Annotated in this window: 20 protein-coding genes; 9 read left to right on the forward strand and 11 right to left on the reverse strand. The window is 70.0% G+C overall.

The window, feature by feature from the left end:
- Together ON23_RS14125 and ON23_RS14130 are read left to right on the forward strand one after the other, a co-directional pair.
- Positions 1 to 747, forward strand: a 747-nt coding sequence (locus ON23_RS14125; RefSeq protein ID WP_039778683.1) for a methyltransferase domain-containing protein, incomplete at its 5' end; no start/stop codon positions are given.
- A gap of 452 nt (positions 748 to 1,199) precedes the next feature.
- A complete protein-coding gene (locus ON23_RS14130) occupies positions 1,200 to 1,535 on the forward strand; it encodes a hypothetical protein (RefSeq protein ID WP_039778684.1) in 336 nt (111 codons plus the stop codon).
- A gap of 4 nt (positions 1,536 to 1,539) precedes the next feature.
- Here the strand turns inward: ON23_RS14130 and ON23_RS14135 are convergent, their stop codons facing one another.
- Positions 1,540 to 1,803: a DUF3618 domain-containing protein gene (locus ON23_RS14135; RefSeq protein ID WP_039778685.1), complete on the reverse strand. Its 264-nt coding sequence runs from the start codon at positions 1,801 to 1,803 to the stop codon at positions 1,540 to 1,542.
- A complete protein-coding gene (locus ON23_RS14140) occupies positions 1,800 to 2,213 on the reverse strand; it encodes a phage holin family protein (RefSeq protein WP_039778687.1) in 414 nt (137 codons plus the stop codon). Before ON23_RS14140 ends, ON23_RS14135 begins: the two co-directional genes overlap by 4 nt.
- A 271-nt stretch (positions 2,214 to 2,484) precedes the next feature.
- Here ON23_RS14140 and ON23_RS14145 point away from each other — a divergent pair, with 271 nt between their 5' ends.
- Positions 2,485 to 2,823, forward strand: coding sequence for an STAS domain-containing protein (locus ON23_RS14145; protein ID WP_036501953.1), 339 nt, complete (start codon positions 2,485 to 2,487; stop codon positions 2,821 to 2,823).
- A gap of 45 nt (positions 2,824 to 2,868) precedes the next feature.
- On the opposite strand, the gene ON23_RS14150 is transcribed toward ON23_RS14145, so the two are convergent.
- Positions 2,869 to 3,906 (reverse strand): LLM class F420-dependent oxidoreductase, encoded by a 1,038-nt coding sequence (locus tag ON23_RS14150; protein ID WP_039778688.1) that lies wholly within the window; start codon positions 3,904 to 3,906, stop codon positions 2,869 to 2,871.
- Positions 3,907 to 4,138: 232 nt separating this feature from the next.
- Between ON23_RS14150 and ON23_RS14155 the strand changes: the two genes are divergently transcribed.
- Both ON23_RS14155 and ON23_RS14160 read left to right on the forward strand, forming a co-directional pair.
- Positions 4,139 to 4,795, forward strand: coding sequence for a cyclodeaminase/cyclohydrolase family protein (locus ON23_RS14155; RefSeq protein WP_051042686.1), 657 nt, complete (start codon positions 4,139 to 4,141; stop codon positions 4,793 to 4,795).
- Between the two features lie 140 nt (positions 4,796 to 4,935).
- Positions 4,936 to 5,676, forward strand: coding sequence for a L,D-transpeptidase (locus tag ON23_RS14160; RefSeq protein WP_039778689.1), 741 nt, complete (start codon positions 4,936 to 4,938; stop codon positions 5,674 to 5,676).
- Here the strand turns inward: ON23_RS14160 and ON23_RS14165 are convergent, their stop codons facing one another.
- Positions 5,677 to 6,525 carry a bifunctional 5,10-methylenetetrahydrofolate dehydrogenase/5,10-methenyltetrahydrofolate cyclohydrolase gene (locus ON23_RS14165; RefSeq protein WP_039778690.1) on the reverse strand — a complete coding sequence of 283 codons (849 nt, stop codon included), beginning with the start codon at positions 6,523 to 6,525 and terminating at the stop codon, positions 5,677 to 5,679.
- 179 nt (positions 6,526 to 6,704) lie between these two features.
- On the opposite strand from ON23_RS14165, the gene ON23_RS14170 reads away from it, so the two are divergent.
- Positions 6,705 to 7,577, forward strand: a complete 873-nt coding sequence (locus ON23_RS14170; protein ID WP_051042687.1) for a YdcF family protein — start codon at positions 6,705 to 6,707, stop codon at positions 7,575 to 7,577.
- 51 nt (positions 7,578 to 7,628) lie between these two features.
- Positions 7,629 to 8,453, forward strand: a complete 825-nt coding sequence (locus ON23_RS14175) for a putative protein N(5)-glutamine methyltransferase (RefSeq protein ID WP_083903942.1) — start codon at positions 7,629 to 7,631, stop codon at positions 8,451 to 8,453.
- A gap of 10 nt (positions 8,454 to 8,463) precedes the next feature.
- On the opposite strand, the gene ON23_RS37430 is transcribed toward ON23_RS14175, so the two are convergent.
- The 3 genes from ON23_RS37430 to ON23_RS14190 all read right to left on the reverse strand — a co-directional run bounded on the left by ON23_RS37430 (position 8,464) and on the right by ON23_RS14190 (position 11,893).
- On the reverse strand, positions 8,464 to 8,970 hold the full coding sequence (locus tag ON23_RS37430) for a hypothetical protein (protein WP_039778691.1): 507 nt from the start codon (positions 8,968 to 8,970) through the stop codon (positions 8,464 to 8,466).
- A 1-nt stretch (position 8,971) separates the two neighbouring features.
- Positions 8,972 to 10,156 carry a TFIIB-type zinc ribbon-containing protein gene (locus ON23_RS14185; protein WP_174376486.1) on the reverse strand — a complete coding sequence of 395 codons (1,185 nt, stop codon included), beginning with the start codon at positions 10,154 to 10,156 and terminating at the stop codon, positions 8,972 to 8,974.
- Positions 10,157 to 10,720: 564 nt separating this feature from the next.
- Positions 10,721 to 11,893: an SPFH domain-containing protein gene (locus ON23_RS14190; RefSeq protein WP_039778692.1), complete on the reverse strand. Its 1,173-nt coding sequence runs from the start codon at positions 11,891 to 11,893 to the stop codon at positions 10,721 to 10,723.
- A 99-nt stretch (positions 11,894 to 11,992) separates the two neighbouring features.
- On the opposite strand from ON23_RS14190, the gene ON23_RS14195 reads away from it, so the two are divergent.
- Complete coding sequence (locus ON23_RS14195; protein ID WP_210743219.1) at positions 11,993 to 12,493, forward strand: NUDIX domain-containing protein; 501 nt, start codon at positions 11,993 to 11,995, stop codon at positions 12,491 to 12,493.
- Between the two features lie 30 nt (positions 12,494 to 12,523).
- Here ON23_RS14195 and ON23_RS14200 read toward each other — a convergent pair whose 3' ends face one another.
- Both ON23_RS14200 and ON23_RS14205 read right to left on the reverse strand, forming a co-directional pair.
- Positions 12,524 to 13,351 carry an SDR family NAD(P)-dependent oxidoreductase gene (locus tag ON23_RS14200; protein ID WP_039778695.1) on the reverse strand — a complete coding sequence of 276 codons (828 nt, stop codon included), beginning with the start codon at positions 13,349 to 13,351 and terminating at the stop codon, positions 12,524 to 12,526.
- A 37-nt stretch (positions 13,352 to 13,388) separates the two neighbouring features.
- Complete coding sequence (locus tag ON23_RS14205; RefSeq protein WP_039778696.1) at positions 13,389 to 14,960, reverse strand: succinic semialdehyde dehydrogenase; 1,572 nt, start codon at positions 14,958 to 14,960, stop codon at positions 13,389 to 13,391.
- A gap of 131 nt (positions 14,961 to 15,091) precedes the next feature.
- Here ON23_RS14205 and ON23_RS14210 point away from each other — a divergent pair, with 131 nt between their 5' ends.
- The gene (locus ON23_RS14210; protein ID WP_051042688.1) at positions 15,092 to 15,796 is read left to right on the forward strand and encodes a TetR/AcrR family transcriptional regulator; all 705 of its coding nucleotides are present in this window, start codon (positions 15,092 to 15,094) and stop codon (positions 15,794 to 15,796) included.
- Positions 15,797 to 15,817: 21 nt separating this feature from the next.
- Here ON23_RS14210 and recD read toward each other — a convergent pair whose 3' ends face one another.
- Positions 15,818 to 17,698 carry an exodeoxyribonuclease V subunit alpha gene (gene recD / locus ON23_RS14215; protein ID WP_039778697.1) on the reverse strand — a complete coding sequence of 627 codons (1,881 nt, stop codon included), beginning with the start codon at positions 17,696 to 17,698 and terminating at the stop codon, positions 15,818 to 15,820.
- Positions 17,695 to 20,131, reverse strand: a 2,437-nt coding sequence (locus tag ON23_RS14220) for a 3'-5' exonuclease (RefSeq protein ID WP_039778698.1), incomplete at its 5' end; no start/stop codon positions are given. The genes recD and ON23_RS14220, both read right to left, overlap by 4 nt.

Genomic DNA, 20,131 nt, shown 5'->3' on the forward strand with positions numbered 1-20,131 from the left:
ACTTTCGAGGAATTGCTCGGCGACGCCGCGGCGGCACCGGTGGACGGCTGGGGTTTCGAGTGGCTGAACGGGCGGGCCACCGAACAGCGGCCGTCGTGGGGCTATCAGCGATCGATGAGCGCGCGTCTGGCGACCGCGACGGCGGCACTCGACCTCGAGACCGGCGGTGGCGAGGTGCTCGCCGAGGCCGACACGTTCCCGCCGACGATGGCGGCGACCGAATCGTGGGCGCCGAACGCCGCCGCGGCGACCGCGCGCTTGCATCCGCGCGGGGCCGTGGTGGTCGCCACCACCGCCGACGCACCGCTCCCGTTCGCCGACGCCGCCTTCGATCTGGTGACCAGCCGGCATCCGGTCGTGGTCCGGTGGGTCGAGATTGCCCGAGTGTTGCGGCCCGGCGGCACCTACTTCGCGCAGCACGTGGGACCCGCGAGCGTGTTCGAACTGATCGAATATTTCCTCGGACCTCAACCCGAGGCCCGGCGCCGCCGCCACCACGACGACGAAGCCGCCGCAGCGCGCGCCGCGGGGCTGCGGATCGTCGATCTGCGCCACGAACGGCTGCGGATGGAATTCCTCGATATCGGAGCGGTCGTATACCTCTTGCGCAAGGTGATCTGGCTCGTCCCCGGATTCACCGTCGAGCGCTATCGCGACCGGCTGCGCGAACTCGACGACCGGATCCGGCGGGAGGGGCCGTTCGTCGCTCACTCCTCCCGCACGCTGTTCGACGCCGTCAAGATCTGACCCGGCGGGCAGCTGTCGCCTCCACCGGCGCCGCTTCCACCAGTTAGCTGTAAATGTGCTGCGGTCGATTCGAGAAGGTGCGGCATTCCACGCGGCAACGCGCTCGCACTCGCCGTCGCCAGCGGGTGTTCGCTTCACCGGGGAGCGGACACGATGCGGCGATGCAGATGACCTCACTACCCCTCCCGGGGCGACGCCGCCGTTCGCAAGATCAACGGAAAACCGGTCTTCACGTCGAGAATTACCCGGCAGGTCCCAGCAAACCGCACCGGACGAACGCAGGCGTCAACCCCCGGACAGGGGTTTGCCCGCTTTCACGATCGGGAAATACCTTCTGAGTTTGCTAGGTATTCGCGGGTCTGTCCGCGAGAGGTACAGCGGCGGAACCGATCGGCGGACGCACACCACGTCGGCGGTGGTTCCGGATTGCGGACGACGCGAGGAGGACTGCCATGACTTTTCTGGCACTCGGCTTTCTGCGCACGGAGGTCTCACGCCTGCACCAGGAGTGGGACGCGGCGCAAATCCGTTGTCTGGCAAGACGTCTGGGCTACACGCTCTCGGAAACGGTCGCCTTCGGCGATCGCACCGACAACCCGGTGCAATTCCTGATCGGCGCGGCGATCACCCACGATGCCGAGGCGGTGATCGTGCCGAGCATCGAACACTTCCCCGGCGGCATCGTGCCCGCCGAACTCATCGAGGTCACCGATGTGATCACCGTGCGGCCGGAACGCACCTACGCGCGCTGGCCCCTCGGTGAGCCACCCGGCACGGGCGCGAACTGATCCGTCACGACCGCTTGCGCCGCACCAGCCAGACCGCGGCGAGCGCTCCCGCCGCGGTGACGCCGATCGCCGGCAGCGGAATCTGCTTGACCACCTGCGCGGCGCGGTCCGCATTGTCCTGGGCGGATCGGGCACCTCGGTGCAGCCGCTCGCGGGTGCGACCGGGCACGTCGAGCTTGTCGCTGAGCGCCTGCACGGTGCGGCCCAGTTCCTCGCGTGTCAGGTCGCGGTCGTACCGCAATGCTTCCGGATCGGAAGGGATGTTCATCGCTGTGCCCTCTCCTTGATGACGGCCACGTCTTCCCGGACGTTCGCGGCGGCCTGCTCGGGTATCGGCGGACTCCCCTTGCGGATGCTCGTCCGCCCGAGGAGACCGAGGACGCCGGCGGCCACGGCCAGCGCCGCGGCCACGATCAACGCGGAAGCCCATACGGGCAGCACCAGTGCCAAGGCCGTGATCGCGGCCGCGACCAAGGCGCCGAGAACGGCCAGCCCCAGCACGGCGGCGGCGCCGAGCATCCCCGCACCGGCTCCCAGCCGCTTGGCCTTGCCCTGCGCCTCGACGACCGCCAGTTTCGCCTCTTCGCGAACCAGCCGGCTCAATTGCTCCGTGGTCGTGCCGACCAATTCGGCCACCGACGCCGTCTCCGGCGCTCGGCCGTTCTCGATATGCGACATCTGACCAACCACTCCTCCGGGCACCGATCGAATCGGGCGAACTCGCTCCGCCCGCGAGCGAACCGCCTCTCCGGTTGTAGTTCGCGATACCCGCGAAATCCGTGGCGACACCTCCTCCGGTGCGCGCGGGCGACGGATCGCGCGTGCGGCGGGCGGTTAACCTCTTGCGCCGGAAAGTGATTGCCCGGCCGGAGAGAGCCACGAGTACCCAGCAGGTAGATTGACAACCGTGACCAATACTTCCGGAGACGCGTATCCCCTCGCCGACGCGATGACCACCTCGGTCAGCGTGCACGACGATGCGACCGTGCTCACGGTGGCCGGCGAGGTCGACCTGGCGACCGCTCCCGCACTGGAGAGTGCGATCGAGGCGACCCTCGGCGGTAAACCCGCGGCACTGATCATCGACCTGTTGCAGGTGAGTTTCCTGGCCTCGGCCGGAATGGCCGCCCTGGTGGCCGCCCATCAGCGGGCCGGCTCGGCGACGCGCATCGTCCTGGTCGCCGAGGGCCCGGCCACCAGCAGACAGCTCAAGCTGACCAATCTCGATCAGGTATTCGCCCTGCATCCCACCCTCGACGCCGCGCTCGCGGCGCTGCACCAGGGCTGAACGCAGACGGCCGGCAGTCCGGGAGCGGGCTGCCGGCCGGACCGATCAGACCAGCTCGCGCAGCTGTTCGATCAGCTTCACCCGTTCCCCCGCGGTCGCGGCCAGCGGCACCACGTTCAGCACCGTGACACCGGCCTCCCGGAACGCCGCCACCCGCTCCTTGACGAAGCCCGCCGAACCGATCAGCGAGATGTCACGCACCAGCTCGTCGGGTACGACCTTGGCGGCCTCGTCCTTCTTACCGGCCAGATACAGCTCCTGGATGCGGTCGGCCTCGGCGCCGTACCCGTACTGCGTGGCCAGCGAGTGGTAGAAGTTCTTGTTCTTGGCGCCCATACCGCCGATGTAGAGCGCCAGATGCGGTTTGACGAACTCCCGCAGCGGCTCCACGTTGTCGCCGATCGCCAGCGCCGGTCCGGCGTAGATGTCGAGGGCGCCGAGTTCCGGATCGCGTTTCGCGGTGCCGGCGGCCAGCGCCTCACCCCACACGTCGCGGGCCTTCTCCGGCAGGAAGAAGATCGGCTGCCAGCCTTCGGCCAGTTCCGCGGCCAACTGCACGTTCTTCGGGCCCAGCGCGGCCAGCAGCACCGGGATGCGGTCACGCACCGGGTGGTTGATCAGCTTCAGCGGTTTACCCAGGCCGGTGCCGCGTTCGGCGGGCAGCGGGATCGTGTAGTACTTGCCCTGGTATTCCAGGCGTTCGCGCCGCCACACCTTGCGGCAGATCTCCACGACCTCGCGGGTGCGGCCGATCGGCGCGTCGTAGGGCACGCCATGGAACCCCTCGATGACCTGCGGGCCCGAGGCGCCCAGGCCGAGGACGTAGCGGCCGTCGGAGACGTAGTCGAGACCCGCCGCGGTCATCGCGGTCAGCGTGGGCGTGCGGGTGTAGAGCTGCAGAATGCCCGAGGCCAGCTGCACCCGCTCGGTCTTGGCCGCCAGATAGCCCAGTCCGCTCACCGCGTCGTAGGAGTAGGCCTCGGGCACGAAGACGATGTCCAGGCCGGCTTGTTCCAGGTCGGCGACCTCGGCCGCGACCTCCTTGAAACCCCCCGCATAGTTGATGCCCAACCCGATCCGCATCTTATGCAACTCCGTTCATATGCAACCAGTTGCAGTGACGTTATCGCACTGCACCACCCGTCACAAACCGCGATCCGCGATCGCGGCCGGGGTGGCCTCGGGTTCCATCCTGCACACCGCCCGCATGCCGTCCGCGACAGGGCGGTGCGGCCCGCTCGATGACCGGTCGCGCGGCCCGGTACGGTTATCGGCGTACCGCACGCCGATTCCTCGAAACGGGAGGCCCCGCAGCATGTCTCAGGACACCGCATCGTCGCCGGACACCACGACGTTCGGAGAGTCGACGATCGGCCGCTACCTGGACGATCTCGCCGCCAAGATCCCCGCCCCCGGCGGCGGTGCGGTCGCGGCCCTGCATGCCGCCCAGGGAGCCGCCCTGGTGGCGATGGTGGCCCGCTACACCACCCGCGCCAAGGATGCCGACAACCGTCCGGCGATCGATCGGATCATCGCCGCGGCCGACGCCGCTCGCGAGCGCGCACTGGCCCTGGCCGACGCCGATGCCACCGCTTTCACCGCGGTCGGGGCGGCCTACAAACTGCCCAAGGACACCGACGAGCAGATCGCGGCGCGCAAGGAGGCCATCGCCTCGGCACTACTGCAGGCCGCGCGCGTGCCGGCCGCGGTCGTCGCCGAAGCCGACGAGGTGCTCTCGCTGGCCGCGGATCTGCTGCCGATCGGCAATCCGAACGTGGTCACCGACATCGGCGCCGCCGCCGATGCCGCCCGCGCCGCCGCCGCCAGTTCACAGTTGAATATCGCCATCAACGTCGGCTCGCTCGGCGACCACGAGGCCGAGGAGTTCGCGCCCGCGCTGCAGCGCATCGAGGAGATCTTCGCCCGCGCGGACGCGCTGCACACGGACGTCCTCGCTGCCGTCGTGGGCTGATCGCGTTACCACACCCCTCGGCTAAACCTCGTTTGCCACACCGTAACTGTCGTTACGAAGCGAAAACTATTCCGGCGACCATGATCATCCGGAACTAGGATCGAGGTCCTGATACGCAAACCACCTGAGGGGGTGGAGCCATGAGGAACATGATGCGTCATGTGTTCCTGGCGACAGTCATCGCAGTACTGGCCGCAGTCACCACGGGCACCGCGGCAGCGGTGCTGGCCACACCACAGCCCACATCCGTGGCCTCGATTTCACCGGGCACCGGCGCCGTCGTCGGAATCGCCCATCCGATCACCGTCCGATTCACCGCACCCGTCGCCGATCGCGCCCGCGCCGAACGATCCGTGCACGTCGGCGCCCAGGCCGGAACGTTCTCCTGGACCAACGACAGGGAACTGGTCTGGAACTCCACCGGATACCTGCCGGCCGATGCGCGATTCACCGTGACCGCGGGCAACGCCCGGTCCGAATTCCGGACCGACGGCGGGACCAGCGCCGATGCCGACATGTCGGCGCACACGTTCACCGTGTTCGTTCCCGGCCAGGCGCCGCGGGTCATGCCCGCCTCGATGGGTAAGCCCGGGCGCGAGACCCCGGTCGGCACCTTCCCCGTGATGGAGAAGGACCGCACCATCATCTTCGACTCGCGCACCATCGGCATTCCGCTCGACGACCCGGAGGGCTACTACCTGACCGGCGAATTCGCCGAACGGCTCACCTCGGGCGGCGTCTTCGTGCACTCGGCGCCGTGGTCGGTCGGCCAGCAGGGTAACTCCAATGTCAGCCACGGCTGCATCAACCTGGCGCCCGCCGACGCCGAGTGGTACTACGACAACGTGAGTGTGGGCGATCCGGTGACCACCCACTGGTGATCAGCGCGTCGCTTCGGCCGCCTCCACCACGTGCCGCATCAGCAGCGCGGTGGTGACCGGTCCGACACCGCCGGGCACCGGACTCAGTGCCGCTGCCCGGCCTTCCACCGAGGCGGCGTCGACATCGCCGACGATGCCGCCGTCGGGGCCCTCGTTGGTCCCCACGTCGATGACCACCGCGCCCTCGCGCACGTGATCACCACCGATCAGTCCGGCCCGCCCGGCCGCCGCGACCACGATATCGGCGGCCGAGGTGACCGCCGGCAGGTCGGTGGTCCGCGAATGGCACACCGTCACCGTCGCATTCTCGGCCAGCAGCAGCTGTGCCAAAGGTTTGCCGACCACGTTCGACCGGCCGACGACCGCGACATGCCGGCCCGACAGCGCGATGTCGTGATGCTTGGCCAGCTCCACCACCGCTTGTGAGGTGGCCGGCGGGAATACCGGCAGTCCCGCGGCGAGCAGTCCCAGCGACAGCGGGCTGACACCGTCGACGTCCTTGGCCGCGGCGATGGCCGAGCTGACATCGTTGAGTTCCACACCGGCGGGCAGCGGAGTCTGCAACATCACCGCGTGCACCGCCGGATCCTCACTGAGCTTCGCCAGCGCGTCGCGGATCTCCGCAGCACTCGCCTGCGCACCGAGATCGATTGTCTCACAATCGATTCCGAGGCGTCCGGCCGCGCGCTGCAACGAGTTGACGTACCACCCGCTGGCCGGATCGTCGTTGGCCACCACCAGCACCAGGCGGGGGGCGGCCCCGGCTTCGGCCAGTGCGGCGGCGCGGTTCTTGGTCTCGGCATTGAGGTCGGCGGCGAGTTGTTTGCCGGTCAGCGATAGGGTGTCCACCCGGCAACCCTATCGGGCCGCACACCAGCGCCGACGGCCGCCGCCACCCCCGCGAATGCCGACTCGAGCGGGGGCAAATCCGGGGCCCTCACCGATTCGGGTCGTATGGTGGGCACGGCTGTGCCCACGCCCCACCCACCCACGCGGGATCCCGCTCGCCCGGAAAGGTGACAACTGCAGTGAACATCGCCAGACGTATAAAACATCTTCTCGTCGCGGCCTCGGCGGCCGCGCTGCTGGCCGGACCGCTCACCACGACGGCCACGGCCGCCGACGGACCCGCGCCGCTGTACAACTCCGCGCAGGAGAACTTCGTCAACGGCAACGACGCGGCAGGTCTCGCCGATCTGCGCTCGCTGCTGGACAACACCCCCGACGACGCGCAGGCGCTGGCCCTGCAGGGCATCTGGTCGGACTACACCGGCGATCTGATCACGCGCGAGGCCGCGTTCAACCGGCTGGCGGCCATCGACCCCGGCATGGCCCAGGGGGCCCGCAATCTCATCGGCGCCATCGGCGCGGCCGTGGGCACCCTCCCCAATCCGCTGCCGGCGCTGGTCGGCCCGCAGACCGGCATCGTGGTGCTCGGTTACGGGCTGCTGCCCGACGGCAGTCTGCGCCCCGAACTGGTCAACCGGCTCACCGCCGCGTGGTTGCAGGCGATCGCGGCGCCGACGTCGCCGATCGTGGTGACCGGCGGCAACCCGCAGAACGGCGTGCCGGAGGCGGCCGCGATGGCGGGCTGGTTGATCGGCCACGGCATTCCGGCCTCCCGCGTGCTGGTCGAGGACCGCGCCAATTCGACCGTGCAGAACGCCCTGTTCAGCACCCAGATGCTGCGAGACGCCGGCGCGACCAGTGCGGTCGTGGTGACTTCACCGAATCACATCCGCCGCGCGGTGGCCGATTTCATCGTCGCCGGCACCCGCGTGGTCGGGGCGATGACCTCGCTCGACCAGCTGGTGTCGCAGCTGCCGCCGCCGAGCAAGACCGCTCAGCGCGGCATCTATCTCGACGCGACCCGCACCTTCCTGCTGCCGTCGTCCCGCTAGCGCAGGTCCCGCAGGGAAAATCGTGGTTGACGCCGTGCCGACAATGATGGGGTGATCGACCCCGAATCCGAAGAATCCGGCACCGACGCGATCGTGGCGGATCTGCGCCGCGCCGGATGCGTCTTCGCCGAGGAGGAAGCGGCCTTGCTCCGGCAGGCCGCCTCCTCATCCGGCGAGCTCGCCGCACTCGTCGCCCGCCGCATCGACGGCATACCGCTCGAATATCTGGTGGGCTGGGCCGACTTTCGCGGCGTCCGGGTGGCGCTCGACCCCGGCGTCTTCGTGCCGCGCCAACGCACCGCATTCCTCATCGACGAGGCGCTCGAACGCACCGCGGCCCGGCCGGGAGATCGGCGCACCGTGGTCGACATGTGTTGTGGCTCCGGCGCATTGGGCCTGGCGGCGACGACCGCACTGCGCACCGGTGGAGTGGACGTCGAACTGGTCGCCGCCGATATCGACACCGTCGCGGTGGCGTGTGCGCGGCGCAATCTGGAACCACTGGGCGCCCAGGTGTTCCAGGGCGACCTGTTCGCCGCCCTGCCCGGCGAACTGGTCGGACGCGTGGATCTGCTGCTGGCCAACACCCCGTATGTGCCGACGGCGATGATCGCCCGGATGCCCCCGGAAGCCCGCGACCACGAACCCCGCACCGCCCTCGACGGTGGCGAGGACGGACTCGACGTGCTGCGCCGCGTCGCCGATGCCGCCGGGCGGTGGCTGACGGTCGGCGGCTGGATGCTGGTCGAGATCGGCACCGCCCAGATGGACACCGCGACCGCGATCGTCGCGGCAGCGGGGCTGCGGCCCGCGATCGCGGAATCGTCCGACTACGGCGCGACCGTGGTGTGCGGAACCAGAACACACGCCGGCTGAGCGGCGGGAGCTAGTTGCCGATGCCGCGGCGGAGATCGTCGGCCGTGCGCAACCGCGCCCGCACCCCCGCCAGATCCGCCTCGAGCGCACCGAGATCCGGTCGGGTTGCCGCCGTCGCATACTCGGCGACACCGGCCTCGACCGCCGCGACCGCACGTTCGGCCTGTGCCCGCTGCGCGGTCCGCGCGTCGGGATGCAGCATCGAGATCGCGACCAGGTGATCGTCGAGAGCCAGTGCCGACTGCTCCAGATCGGCCCGGAGGGTGACCGTTGCCGCCGTGTCGTACGCGGTCACCGCGCGCAACGCCGTCATCGCATCGCGCAGGCGGCGATGCAGGCGGGCCTCGGGGTCGTGCGACCGCGCCCATGCGGCCGGGGCACGGGTGACCGTGCCCGGTACCACCTGGTTCTCGGCGGCGATACGGCGCCGCTGATGCGCCAGGGCCACCGCGCCGACCGCGACCGCCCCGCCCACGATCACCAGGAGGGCAAGCACGAGCAGTAGTAGCACGAGCATGTCAGCTCCCGTGATGGACGACGGTGGTGTGGCCGGTGCTGTGATGATGGGTTCCGCCGCCGTGCCACATCGAGAAGGCGACGACCGCGCCGATGATCAGCAGCGTGACGACCGTGACGAAGGCGGCGAGTTTGACCTTGCTCCACGGTCGTTGCCCGACGACCTCACCGGTCAGGCCGTTGATGTAGACCCGGAACGGGGTGTTCGCGTAGACCACGGTCAGCAGCCAGATCGGCAGCAGAATGTGCTTGTACGCCAGCGAATTCCAGCTCGACCGCAGATCGTGCACGCGCTGGCGGTCGCCGCCGATGTCCGCGCGCACGGTCTGCTCGATGACCTTCTCCATCCGGGTGCGCGCGACCGGGAACATCTGCTCGGCGTCGCGATCGTAGGTGCGGGCCAGATGCCCGGCGACATACTCCGGCGAATAGCCGGTGGCGTCTGCGACCGGCCAGGGCTCGAGTTCGGCCACGCGCGCGCTGTCGTCGATGTCGTTGGCGAGGATCGGCAGATCGTCGAACCGGTTGCCGACCTCCCCCATCGCCGGATACCAGCGAATTTCGGTGCGGCTCTTCAGCTCTCCGTCGTCCCAGTACCGTTCGGTGTACTCCTCGCCCCGTTCACCGCGATACCACGTGTGCACGTCGGCGTCGTAGGTGAAATAGGCGTGGTAGACGCTGGCCAGCGAACCGAGCCGCTTGTACTTCTTGAACGCGGTCGGCGCGAACCACCGCCCGGAGACCCACTTCTCGACCCGTTCGCGCGCGGTCTTCTCGTCGATGCGGAACGGGACGACACCGTCCACCGGCAACCGGGCGGGAGCATTGTGCACGTCGTCGCGCTGGATCGGCGTCGCACAGTAGGGGCAGCGGGTCGCGGTCAGACTGCCGACGAATGTGGTTGTGCCACCGCAATTCTGGCACTTCACCTCACGTTCCCCGGTGACCTCCGGCCCCGCGGTCACGGCCTGCAGCGCACGCAACTCCCCCATCGCCTGCCGCAGATCCCGCGCGACGACCGGCGCCGGCGGCGCCGACAGCGGCGAGTAGTTTCCGCAACTGGGACACCGCAACCGCTGCGAGGCGATATCGAACACCAGCTGGCCGCCACAGGCCGCACAGGGGTAGGTACGCGTCAGTTCGGTCCGGTGCAACATCGCCGGATCTGCGGAATTCTGCGGCGCCATCGGAGGTGGCGACCCCTCCTCGAAGCCGCCGGATAGGTCGTTCCCGCGACCGAGCGGCGTCATGCCTGGCTGCGGGCCACCCGGCCGCGCGGCAGGCGGCGGACCGAGTGCCGTTGCGCCAGGCGTCGAGCCGAGTGGTGGCGTGGCAGGCGGCGCGCCGAACGGCGTCGTGGCCGCCGGCGGTGGCGGCGTCGTGCCGTCCCGCATGCGGTAACCACCGCCCGGCACGGGTGACGGGGGCATACCCCCCGGTTCGCGATTGCCACCTGGCGCAGGTGGGCGCAGCGGAGGCATCCCCGCCGCCTCGCGATAACCATCGGGCGCAGGTGGCGGCATCGGAGACCGGGGCATGCTCGCCGGCTCGTGATAGCCGCCCAGCGCAGGTGGGCGCCACGGAGGCACTCCTTCGGCGTCGCGATAACCATCGAGCGCGGGCGGCCGCAGCGGAGGCGGCGTCATACCCTCGGGTTCGCCATGGCTGCCCGGGGGCGGTGGCGGCACCGGAGACGGGTTCGGTTGTGGGCGTGGGTTGTTCATCGGTCCCCCGGTTCGGCTGGTGTGCGGCTAGCCGGCGGGAGGCGGCGGGGGCGGGGTGCCGGGCAGCGGCGGCGGACCGCCGAACAACGACTGCAGCGCGGGGACGGTCGAGGCGGCGGCCCACGCGGACATGCCGGTGGTCCAGACGTTGGTCTGCGGGGTGAGGCGTCCGGCGGCGACGAACTGGCGCAGCTGATCCACCGGGAACGGACCCGCGGCCTGCCCGTCGAGGTCGATGTGGAACTGCTGCTGCACCGGAAGCGGCGGCGGCTGCTGCCCGTAACCCGGCTGGGCATACCCGGGGGCGGGCTGGGCGAACGAGCCCTGCATCGCGCCTGCCATCTGCCCGCCCAGGGCCACGCCCATCCCGGCCTGCATCGCCGCGCCCATCGCGCCGCCGCCGGGATTCTGTGCGGCCGCGAGCATCGCGTCGGCCGCCTGCACCTGCTGGTATCGGTTCGGATCGCGGACGTTGTCGGCGAATCCGCCGGCCTCGACGCCACGGGCCACACCGCGCGTCATCGCCTGCTGGATCTCCTCCGGCAGCGAGATGGTCATGGTGACCGCGTCGACGCCGAGTCCGAACGAGGCCACCCGCTGCGCCACGAATTCGCGTAGCTTGTCGGACAATTCGACCTGGCGGCCCTGCAGATCGATCGCGCCGAGACCGGTGGCGAGCACCATATCCGAGAAGGCCAGCGCGACGGTGCGCCGCAGCAGATCGGTGATCTGCTCCATGTCGACGACGCTCTCGGTGCCGATCACCTGGCGCAGGAAGACGGCCGGGTCGACCACCTTGACGATGGTGGTGCCGTTGGCGCGCACCTGCACCATGCGGAAGTCGGGATCGCGCACCGTCACCGGTTGTGGTGTGCCCCAGCGGAAATCGGTGACCGGCCGGGTGTTGACGAAATACACCTCCGACCGGAACGGGCTGTTGAACCCGTGCTTCCACCCCTGCAGGGTGGACATGATCGGCATGTTCTCCGTGGTCAGCGCGTAATGGCCGGGCTCGTAGCGGTCGGCCAGCTGCCCCCGGTAGACGAAGACGGCCTGCTGGCCCTCGCGCACGATCAGTTCGGCGCCGTTCTTGATCTCGTTGTCGTAGCGCGGGAATCGCCACGCCAGCGTGGAATTCGTATCGTCGAGCCATTCGATGATGTCGACGAATTCACCGCGGATCTTGTCCATCAGGCCCATGCGTACTTCCGTCCTCCCTCGGCGCATTCCGCCGCGCCGAGTATGGCACAAACGGATTCGCCGCGGCCGCTAGCATGAGGCCTTGTGGAGCAGCGATACGTGCGCAGGTCGGGACGGGTGATCCTCGCCGACGCCGAGGACCGGATTCTGCTCATCGCCTATCGCGGCACGCTGGATCCGCTGTACTGGATCACCCCCGGCGGCGGCATCGATGCGGCCGAGTCGCCGGCGGAGGCCGCGGCGCGGGAATTGGGCGAGGAGACCGGATTACGGGTCACCGCAGCCGATCTCGGACCGCAGGTCGCGGTGGCGGCCGGGCATCTCGAGATTCCCGGATGGCTGTCGGGGCTGTTCCGCGAGGACTATTTCTTCTACCGGCTGCCCACCGCCGGCGCCGACCTGGACACGAGCGGCCTGCTGACCTACGAAAGCACCGCCATCGACGAATTCCGCTGGTGGAGTGTCGATGAGCTCGCGAGCACCGATCAGGAGGTGTACCCGCTCGGTCTCGCCGGGCTTCTCGGCGATCTGCTGGCGGGCCGGATTCCATCCGAACCGGTCACGCTGCCGTGGCGCGACCGGTCCGGCGAAGCCTCGTGAATCGGCCGAGCCGCTGGAATCGACCGAGCCTCAGGACTTGCGGCCGGTGAATTCGTCCATCGAGTGATAGACGCCCACCTTGTTCAGGTAGTAGTCGCGCACCCTCAGCGGCAGCAGACCGGAGATGGCGCGGTTGAGCCGGGAGGTCCACGGCAGCACGACCAGCGCCGCACCGTTCTTCATCTCCCGCCACGCGGTATCGACGACCTCTTCCTGCTCCAGGATCGGCGTGAACCAGAAACCCTTGGCGCCGTCGAACATTCCGGTGTTGATGTAGGTCGGGCACACCGTGGTGACCTTGACGTGCTCGTTGCCGGACTGCTCGAGTTCCAGGCGCACCGAATCCGACCAGCCCAGCGCCGCCCACTTGGACGCGGCGTAGACGCTCATGCGGGGATTGGCCACCAGCGCCGCCGAGGAGGCGATGTTCAGCACCCGCGCCGGGGTCTTGCGGTCGACCATCGCGGGCAGGAATTCCAGCGCGACGTACATGGGCGCCAGGGAATTGATCGCCATCGTCTTGTCGATGTCGGCGCGGTTCTCGGTTTCCCAGAAATAGCCGTTGCCGCGCACGATTCCGGCGTTGTTGACCAGCACGTCGATATCGCCGACCTCCGAGCGCACCGCGGCGCCGGCCTCGATGATCGACTGCTGGTCGGAGACGTCGACCACGTAGTGGTGCACCCGGCTCACCGCTCCGGAGGACAGTTCGGCCGCGGTCTGCTTCAGCGCGGTCTCGTTGACATCCCACAGCACCACGTCGGCGGCCTGTTCGCGCACCGCCCGCTGGGCGAAGGATTTGCCCAGGCCCATCGCCGCGCCGGTGATCAGTACCCGCTTGCCCGCGACCGTATCCATATTCGTTCCCTTTCCCGATGTGCCCGAGCGGGCGAGATCATTTCTGCCGCAACGCCTTCATCACGCCGAAGTAGAGCGTCATGGTCTTCGCCCACAGTGCTTCCGACATGCCCGGCAGCGGCGCGATCGGCAGTGCGCGCTGGACGGCGATGGTCTGGGTGTCGACGTATTTGAGCAGCCCCTCCGGGCCGTGGCGGCGGCCGCTGCCGGAGATGCCGAGCCCGCCCGAGGGGGCCGCGACACTGCCCCACGCGGCGATGAAGCCCTCGTTCACGTTCACCGATCCGGCGTGGATGCGGGCGGCGATCTCGCGAGCGCGTCCGGTATCGCGGCTCCACACACTGGCGTTGAGACCGTAGGCGGTGTCGTTGGCCTGCTCGACGGCCTCGTCGTCGCTGTGGACGCGGTAGATCGAGACGACCGGGCCGAAGGTCTCCTCGCGGTGGACGGTCATCCCCGGTCGCACCCCGGCCAGGACGGTCGGCTCGTAGAAGTACGGGCCCAGGTCGGGTCGCGCGCGGCCGCCGGCCAGCACGGTCGCGCCCTTGGCGACGGCGTCCTGGACGTGTTCGGTGACCGTGTCGAGCTGGCGCGGGAAGGTCAGCGAGCCCATCTCGTAGGAGTAGTCGAGCGCCGAACCGAGCCGCAAAGCCTGTGTGGCGGAGGTGAATTCGCTGACGAATCGATCGTAGACGCGGTCGTGCACATAGATGCGCTCGATGGATTCGCACAGTTGCCCGGCCGAGGCGAAACAGGCGCGCACCGCGATCTTGGCGGCCGCGCTCACATCGGCGTCGGCCAGCACCAGCAGCGGATTCTTGCCGCCCAGTTCGAGCGAGTAACCGATCAGCCGCTCTCCCGCCTGCCGGGCGATGGTGCGGCCGGTGGCGCTGGAACCGGTGTAGTCGACGTAGTCGGCGCGCGCGATCACCTCACCGCCGATCACCGAGCCGCGGCCCAGCACCGCCTGCCACAGCCCCGCGGGCAGGCCGGCGCGTCCGGCGGCGTCGATCGCCCACAGTGCGGTGAGCGCGGTCTGGTTGTCCGGTCGCGCGACGACCGCGTTCCCGGCCATCAGCGCGGGCAGCGCGTCGGACACGGCCAGCGCCAAGGGGTAGTTCCACGGCGAGATCACCGCGACCACACCCTTGGGCCGGTTGCGGACCTCGACCTTGGTGAGCACCGGCAGCACACCGCGCGGGGTGCGTGCGGCGAGCAGCCGTTCGGCCGCGGCCGCGTAGTAGCGAGCGTTGACCGCCACATCCCCGACCTCGTCGAAGGCGTGCACGCGCGACTTGCCGGCCTCGGTCTGGACGATGTCGAGGATGGTGTCCTGTTCGGCCAGGACCAGGTCGTGGAAGCGGCGCAGCACCGCCACGCGTTCGCGCACCGGAACCCGCGCCCACTGCTGCTGGGCGCTGCGGGCGGTCGCGAAGGCGGACTCGATATCGGCGGTGGACGACTGCGGCAGATCGGCGATCTTCGCGCCGGTGGCCGGGGCGTGAACCGCCACCGAGGGAGCGCCACCCGCGGTGGCGTGCGCGAGCAGGCGGTCCACCAGCTCCTGCGGCAGGGCCGGAGCGGCGGCGAGGTCTGGGGCGGTCGTCATTGTCGGCCCTCTCGGTCGGCAGGCGCCCAACAATTTGTTGAACACCAGTGTTAGATTAACACCGATGTTAGATTAATGGGGCGATGCCGGGCCATGTCAAGTCCGCACAACCGATCAGGGAGGTACCACGGATGCCGCAGGACGGGGTGGTCACCACTCACAACGGCGCCGCTCGCCGGGGCCGGCCGCCGCAGACGCCCGCACAGGCCGACGAGGTGCGCTCCCGCATCGTCGCCGCCACCGCCGCGGTGTTCACCGAATCCGGTTCGCGCGGACTGAGTGTCGCGCGCATCATCGAACAGGCCGGGATCTCGCGGCCCACCTTCTACCGCTATTTCGCCAACGCCACCGCCCCGCTCGACGTAGTCCTCACGCAGTCCAACGAGGGCCTGGTGGGCGGTATCCGCCGGGCCCTGGAGGAGTCCGAGGAGCCGGTGGCGCTCGGCATCGGCATCATCGACGCCTACCTGGACTGGGCCCGGGGGCACGGACCGATGCTGCGCCCGGTGTTCGCGGAACTGCACGATCCGGCCTCACCGGTCTCGGCGTACCGGGAACAGGCCTTCGACGACATCCGCGCGCTGGTGCGGGAGAAGTTCGCCGTGCTGGGCCGGCAGTTGCCCGCACCGCTGGACCTCGACACCGCCCTGCAGGTCTGCGCATTCGTGGTCTACCAGGTATCGCTGGCCACCGCACCGGGCGCGGATCCGGATCCCGAGGCGGTCGCCGAGGCCCGGCTGACGATGATCCGCACGGTGCTGGTCACCCTCGGCCGGCGCGAGGATGTCGAACTCGCCCTGACGATTCCGGGCATCTTCCTGCCCGTGCAGGGCTGACCCCCGCCACAACGCCGCGGATCAGCCGCGCAGCCCGCTCGCCCGCAGCACCCGCCGCGAGATTCCGGCCTCCAGCGCCTCGGCCGTACCGATGATGCGCACCCGCTGCCGGGCGCGAGTGATCGCGGTATAGAGCAGTTCACGGGTCAGCAGCGTCGACTCCGGGCCGGGCAGCACGATCGTCACCGCACCGTACTGACTGCCCTGGCTCCGGTGGATGGTCATCGCGTACACCGTGGTGACGCCCGGGAATTGGGTGGGATGCACCAGATACGGCTCGCTGCCACGCTGCAGCGCCGCGCGCAGGCCACCGTCGGCGGACCGCACGATGACACCGGTGTCGCCGTTGTAGATGCGGGCCTCGTGGTCGTTGGCGGTCACCAGCAACGGTTGACCGGGAAACCACTGTCCGGCAATGGATTCCGTGCCGATCCCGGCCGCGGCGACCCAGCCGCCCGCCATCCGGTCCCACCGTTCGACACCGAACGGCCCCTGCCGGTGCGCGCACAGCAGGCGATGCGATTCCATCGCGCGCAGCGCGGCCGCGGCGTCCCCGGTCTCGGCGGCGGTGGTGGATTCGCGGGCGGCGCGCACCACGTCGGCACGCACATCGGCGATGTCGTCGGGTTCGTGCAGGGACAGTTCCGCACCGCCGTCGTGCAGCAGCGCGAGCGCCGTCTCGGCGTCGCCGGCGCGCACCGCGACCGCCAGATCGGCGATCCGGCCACCGAACCGTCGGCCCCGGGTCAGGCGAATCATGCCGCCGCGCAATCGGTTTCGTTCCCGCTCACTGAGGTCTTCGGCACCGGCCACCGGGCCGGAACCGGTGTCGAGGATCCGCTCGAGGATCGGATTCGGCGGCCCGGCCACCGGTCCCGCGACCAGATCGGCGAGGACGGCACCGGCATCGACGGAGGCGAGCTGGTCCGGGTCGCCGACGAGGACGAGCCGGGCGTCCGGGCGCACGGCCGGCAGCAGCCTGCTCATCATGGTCAGCGACACCATGGAGGTTTCGTCGACGACGATGACGTCGTAGGGCAGCCGGTTGTGGGCGTGATGACGGAAGCGGGTGGTGCCGCCGCGCTGCCAGCCCAGCAGCCGGTGCACGGTGGCCGCGGTCAGTTCCGGCAGGTCGAGATCGCCGGCCTGTTCACGCACCGATTCCTGCAGGCGCGCAGCGGCTTTGCCGGTCGGCGCGGCCAGCGCGATACGCAGCGGCGCGGTGTCGGAGACCGCTCGCTGATGAGCGACCAGCAGAGCCAGGATGCGAGCGATGGTGTGGGTCTTACCGGTACCGGGCCCACCGGCGACCACCGTGGTCCAGCTGGTGGCGGCGACGGCGGCGGCGATGCGCTGCCGGTCCGGGGCGGCGCCGGGCCCGCCCGTGCCGGGAAACAGCCGGTCCAGTTCCCGGCGCACGGTGTCCGGGTCGACGAGCGGATGCCCGTGCGCCCGGTCCGCGAGTACCTCGCGGATCGTCTGCTCCTGCCGGTAGTAGCGGTCCAGATACAGCAGCGGCCCGCCCTCGGAGTCGACCAGCCGCAGCGGGCACAGCGGCCCGGCCGGGCTGCCGCACACCAGTGGGCTCACGCGCAACTGCTCGCACAGGCTGTCGACGTCCGGCCAGGGCAGCAGAGCGGGATCGATCGGCTCCGTCTCGCCGAGGTCGAAACCCTCACCGTCGACACCGATTTCGTGCATGCGCCGCAATTCCAGGCACACCGATCCCGACCGCACCGCACGCACCGCGAGCGCGGCGGCCAGCAGCACCTGCTCCCCGGATTCACCGCCGAGCCTGCCCAGCCGCAACGCCACGTGCACATCGGCCGCCGACAGCACTCCGGCGGTGTTGAAGGTTCGCAGCAGGCCGGTGGCACGCTGCGCCACAGCGATCGGCGTCATCGGCCCTCCTGGCCGGCCAGCAGATCCGACAACGCCACGATCAGTTCGGCCGGTGGGTTCCAGTCGAAGACGCCGTGGCCGGGTGGGGTGGCGGGGCCGATCATGCCGCGCACGAACAGATAGCGCACCCCACCGAGGTGGCGAGCCGGGTCGTAGTCGGGCAGGCGCCAGCGCAGATAGCGGTGCAGCGCCGCCGAATACAGCAGCGCCTGCAGCGGATAGTGCGAGCGCGTCATTTCCTCGGCCATGCGGTCGCGCCGATAGTGCGCGACGGTCAGCTCACCGGTGCCGAGCCGGTTGGTCTTGTAGTCGACGACGAGGAAGCGGGGGCCGTCGATCCGCAGCACCGCGTCGATACTTCCGGTCAGATATCCGCGCAACGGAACGTCGTCGAGCAGGTCGAGGGCATCGGCGTAGCCGGCGAACGGATCGTCGGACCGCAGATGCTTCCGCAGCAGGGCCCCGATGCGCCGCACGGTCACCCGCTGCGCCACCGGATCGTCACCACCGGCGAGCGGCAGTTCGAATTCCAGTTCGTTCAACCGATCCCGCGACCGGATGTCGGCCGGCGCGACCGGATCGCACGGTGTACGCAGCACCGCGACCAGCGCGCGGGCGAGTTCACCAGGATCGATATCGGCCATGAGTTGCTCGACGGCCTGTTCGCAGCGCAACCGGACCTCGGCGGCCAGATCCGGCGCATCGGTGTCGACCAGCTCCAGCACGCCGTGCACCAGCGTGCCGAATTCGGCCCCATAGGGCAGCTCGTTCATCAACGACGGTGCCGCACCGGCGAATTCGTCCCCGGCCCCGAGGCCGGGACCGAGTTCCGGCGCCGGCGACAGCGGCTCGTCGGTGCCGCCCTCGACGGTATCCGGCGTCACGAAATCAGTTGCGCCATGGCCAGTTTCGTGTGCCGAGGCGGTGAGCGCCGAGTACGACGTACGGCGCCAGTCGTGATCGACGGAGCGGGTGAACCGCGCGGCCTCGAGTGCCTTGTCGCCGGTGTGGCCGCGTTCGGTGCGCAGCTGCGCCTCGACCGCCGCGCGGACGGGCTCGATCTCGATCAGGCCGGGACCGGCGGCCGCGGCCCATTCGCGCAACTGCTGCAGCACGATCGGATCCGCGGGCACCTCACTGCGGGCCGGCACCTCGGCGCTGCCGGGGTCGCGGCCCAGGATCATCCGGTGCAGCGGCGCGGCGGCGGTACCGTAGGCCGGCGCCCACCAGGCCACCACCTGGCACTGCGCCCGGGTCACCGCGACGTACAGCAGCCGCAGCTCCTCCCCCGCTTCCTCGGCCTCACAGCGACGGCGGTGATCGGCGTAACCGGGCGCCTCGGGGCCGCCGACGTCCAGGACCCGCTCGTCGCCGTCGTGGAACAGCAGCGTCGACGGATTGGGGTTCTTCGCGCCGTCCCACGCGAAAGGCAGATAGACGACGGGAAATTCCAGGCCCTTACTGGCGTGCACGGTGGCGATCTGCACCGCGGCGGCATCGCGGTCGAGGCGGCGGCTGCGTCCCGCGACCGCGCCCGAGGCCGGATCGCGCACCCGGTCGGCCAGCCAGCGGGTCAGCGCGGTGAGCCCGAGCGATTCCCGCGCGGCGACCTCGTCGAGCAGTTGCGCGATATGCCGCAGATCGGTCAGGCGCCGTTCGCCGCCGCTCTGGGCCAGCAGTCGCGGCGCGGGCTGAGCCTGGGCGGACAGCCGGTCGAACACGGCCGCGAAACCGGAACGCGCGAACAGCCGGGCCGCGTCGCGCAGCTGGGTGCTGAGCCGGCCCACCAGATCCGCGCCACCGGCGTCGATATCGGCCGCGGACAGTCCGAGCAGCGGGGTGGTGGCCGCCAGCCGCACCCGGTCACCGCGGTGCGGTTGTTCCAGCGCGCGCAGCACCCACAGCCAGTCGGTGGCACTGCGGGTGGCGAAAACGCTGGCGCCACCGGCGAGTACGGACGCGACACCGGCGCGGTCGAGTTCCGCGCGCACCAGGTCGATCTGTGCGCGGGTGCGGACCAGCACGGCGATATCGCCGGGCCCCAGCGGGCGGTCGCCGAACCGGGCCCCGGACTCCAGGGTGCGGACGATGTCGGCGGCGAGGTCGGTGGCCACCCGATCGCGCTGGCGGCCCACCACCGGGAACCCGCTGCCGTTCAACGCACCGGCGCCCTGGCGGGGAAAACACCTGAGCCGCAAGGGAACCACCGCGCCGTCGGGTCCGGTGAGCCGGCTGTGCGGCCGCACCGCCGTGACCTGCGGCACCGTGATCTGCGCATGGCCCAGGGCGGCGCCACCCAGCATGTGGTGCAGCGCCGCCAGCAGACCGGCGTCGCTGCGGCGGTTGGTATCGAGTTCGCGGCGCGTGCCGGCGTGGGCGACGGCATCGAGGTAGCTGAGGACCTCGGCGCCGCGGAAGGCGTAGATCGCCTGC

This window comes from Nocardia cerradoensis NBRC 101014 (assembly GCF_000308535.1).
Taxonomy (GTDB): Bacteria; Actinomycetota; Actinomycetes; order Mycobacteriales; family Mycobacteriaceae; genus Nocardia; species Nocardia cerradoensis.